The organism is Alphaproteobacteria bacterium HT1-32, assembly GCA_009649675.1.
Classification (GTDB): Bacteria; Pseudomonadota; Alphaproteobacteria; order Rhodospirillales; family HT1-32; genus HT1-32.
Genome location: WJPL01000009.1, coordinates 1 through 3811, shown reverse-complemented (window position 1 = coordinate 3811; position 3811 = coordinate 1). Strand labels below are relative to the sequence as shown.

Below are 3811 nucleotides of genomic sequence, written 5' to 3'. Positions count from 1 at the left end.
CCAACTGTAGGTGACCGGCTCACCTTCGCTCGTCAGGCCGGCCGGGCCTGTGATCTCGAAGGTCAGGTCGCTGTAGCCAAGAGCTGTCGGCGCACCATCTGCCGGGCCATCCGCACCGTAATCGATGGTGATCAGGTCACCGTCCAGACCGAGGTCGCCAGAGGCTGAGAGCGATTCCTTCGTGTCGTCCGTGCCGTCGGCCAGATCGTCTTCATCCAGCGTGACCGTATCAGCCACTGTCGGCGTGCCGACTTCAGCCGCTTCCGGCACATCATCCGTGACGTTCACCGAGAAGGTCTGCGTGATCGAGGTATCCGCCAGCGTCGACGGATCCAGATCATAATCCGTCGCCACATCATCGGACGGTGTGCCCGTCAGCGTGAACTCGAGACCGAGGCTGTTCTCGCCATCGGCTGCCCCGTGATCAAGGCTGTCCTGCAGCGTGAAGGTGTAGCTGCCGTCTTCGTTCAGTTCCACCGTGAATACATCACGGCCATCGGCTGTCGCCTGCAGCGTGTTGGTTGCTGCATCCCAGCTGTAGGTGACCGCTTCACCCTGGCTGGTCAGACCTGCCGGGCCTTCAAGCGCCCAGTCCAGATCGTCATACTGCAGCGCCGTCGGTGAGCCATCGGCTGCACCATCCGCGCCGTAATCGATGGTGATCAGGTCACCGTCCAGACCGAGGTCGCCCGTTGCACTGAGGCTCTCCTTCGTGTCGTCCGTACCGTCGGCCAGATCATCTTCATCCAGCGTGACCGTATCGGCCACCGTCGGTGTCGCAACTTCTGCCGCTTCCGGCACATCATCCGTCACATTGACACTGAAGGTCTGGCTGATCGAGGTATCCGCCAGTGTCGACGGATCCAGATCGTAATCCGTTGCCACATCATCGGACGGTGTGCCCGTCAGTGTGAACTCGAGGCCCAGGCTGTTCTCGCCGTCTGCTGCGCCATGATCGAGGCTGTCCTGCAGCGTGAAGGTGTAGCTGCCGTCTTCATTCAGTTCCACCGTGAACACATCACGGCCGTCGGCTGTCGCCTGCAGCGTGTTGGTTGCCGCATCCCAGCTGTAGGTAACCGCTTCGCCCTGGCTGGTCAGACCCGCCGGGCCTTCAAGCGCCCAGTCCAGATCGTCATACTGCAGTGCCGTCGGTGAGCCATCGGCCGCACCATCCGCACCGTAATCGATGGTGATCAGTTCACCGTCCAGACCGAGATCGCCAGAGGCTGAGAGGGATTCCTTCGTGTCGTCCGTACCGTCGGCCAGATCGTCTTCGTCCAGCGTGACTGTATCGGCCACTGTCGGCGTGCCGACTTCAGCGGCCGCAGGCGTGTCATCAACAACATTCACGGAGAAGGTCTGGGTGACCGAGGCACCGTCAAGTGCGCCCGGATCCAGATCGTAATCCGTACCCGCATCAACATCCGGTGTGCCGGTCAGCGTGAACTCAAGGCCCAGACCGTTCTCACCGTCTGCCGCGCCATGATCGAGGCTGTCCTGCAGCGTGAAGGTGTAGGTGCCGTCTTCGTTCAGTTCCACCGTGAACACGTCACGGCCGTCGGCTGTCGCCTGCAGCGTGTTGGTTGACGCATCCCATTCGTAGGTTACCGGCTCACCCTGGCTGGTCAGACCGCTCGGGCCTTCCAGTTCAAAGGCAAGATCATCATAACCCAGTGCTGTCGGGGCACCATCTGCCGGGCCGTCTGCACCGTAATCGATGGTGATCAGGTCGCCGTCGAGACCCAGATCGCCAGAGGCACTCAGGCTTTCCTTATCACTATCCGTACCGTCAGCCAGATCATCTTCATCCAGCGTCACTGTATCAGCCGCCGTCGGCGTGCCGACTTCAGCTGCCGCAGGCGTATCATCAACAACATTCACAGAGAAGGTCTGGGTGATCGTAGTTTCGCTCAGGTCAATACTGTCACCATCAAAATCAGTGAAGGTTCCTTCACCTACCAAACCCGTCAGCGTGAACTCGAGGCCCAGACCGTTCTCACCGTCCGCCGCGCCATGATCAAGGCTGTCCTGCAGCGTGAAGGTGTAGGTGCCGTCTTCGTTCAGCTCAACCGTGAACACATCACGGCCATCGGCCGTTGCCTGCAGCGTGTTCGTCGACGCATCCCACTCATAGGTCACCGGCTCACCCTGGCTGGTCAGGCCGCTCGGGCCTTCCAGTTCAAAGGCAAGGTCGTCATAACCCAGAGCTGTCGGTGAACCATCAGCCGGACCATCTGCACCGTAATCGATGGTGATCAGATCACCGTCAAGGCCCAGATCGCCAGAAGCACTCAGGCTTTCCTTGTCGCCATCCGTACCGTCCGCCAGATCATCTTCATCCAGCGTGACACCAGTAGCCGTGTCGATGGCTTCAACCGTTGCACCTTCCGGTACGTCATCAACGACACTCACAACGAGGCTGCCAGAAGTGCTGTCTCCGTCACTGTCAGTTGCAGTAACCGTGAACGGCAGATCTTCGATGATGTTCTCACCCTCACCTGTCGGGTGGTCAAGATTACCTGTCAGCTGGAAATTGTAACCATAGCTGCCACCGTCTTCCGTCAGCGTCAGCGTGAAGACTTCTTCACCACCGGCGGTTGCCGTGATGGTCTTCCCGTCTTCACTCAGTTCATATTCAACCGGCTCACCGCCAGAAGTCAGGCCACGGTCGATCAGGTCCTGCGGAATTTCGAGGACCACATCGCCTTCACCATCAGAGCCGAAGTCGACCGTAATATCACCGGTCAGGCTTGTCGGGTCGCTCTGGTCGCTGCCCGTGCTCAGGTCATCTTCATCAATTGTGATCGCATCAGGATCAATCGACAGAACCGGTTCGCCATTCTCAACGGAGAACTTCAGATCCGCTGTTGAACGGTCGCCGTCAGAATCTTCGATCGTATAGCTGAACTGATCCTCAATCGCGCCGCCTTCTTCGCCATTGCGCATATATTCGAGGAAGAAGTCAGACTGAGCATTGGTGACGCAGAACACGACATTGTCGAACCCGCCATCAACGTCGATCTGGAATTCAACCTGGCCATCTGTGTTTTCGCGATCCGACAGCTCATGCTCGCCGCGGAAATCACCACGGCCCACTTCCTGGCCGTCGCGGAACGCTACCCAGATGCCGACTTCGTCTGATCCGCCTTCTTCAGCGAACAGCGCACGCAAACCAACATCAATGTTGTTAACCACAAGGCCGTCAAAATCGACCTCAAGGATTTCTGCGCCGTCAATTTCCGTATCGCCGCCACCGGCAATGCCAAGACCGCGGAACTCACCACTTGCTTCGCCGTCACCCGGAGTCCGCTCACCAGAGGAAATCGTCCGCTCGTTACCATAGGCGTCCCGAGCTGAGACCGTTATCTGATGACCGTCAACTTCCTTGTTCCACATGCCATCGACATCGTAGCTCGCGCCGGCAAAGTCATCGGCACCAAGCTCGAAGAAGCTGACACCATTCTGCCCTGTACCGCCGCTCGTATCCGTGACCGTGTACTCGTAGGAACCGTCCGCAAACATCTGGATCGTGCCATGTTCGCCCTGCAGCTCGATATAGCTGTTGCCTTCGCCATCCGTCTTCACATCGGCCGGATTGTCGAAGCTGACGGACTGGTCACCAAACTGGATCGACACAATGCTGCCCGGATCATCCGCACCGACATTGTCAGCCTGCAGTGAGCCACCGCTGTTGTCCGTATCAACACCCGTGATCACGTTACCCGTGGTCGAGGAGCCGACACCGCCTGCAACAAAGTCACAATCCATGTTCGCGGTCGGTACATCGTCCACCACATCCACAGAAACCGTG

General features: G+C 58.8%; 1 protein-coding gene. It reads right to left on the bottom strand.

From position 1 onward, the window contains the following. Positions 1 to 3811 (bottom strand): hypothetical protein (locus GH722_20610; GenBank protein MRG74164.1); only part of this gene is annotated, 3811 nt, incomplete at both ends.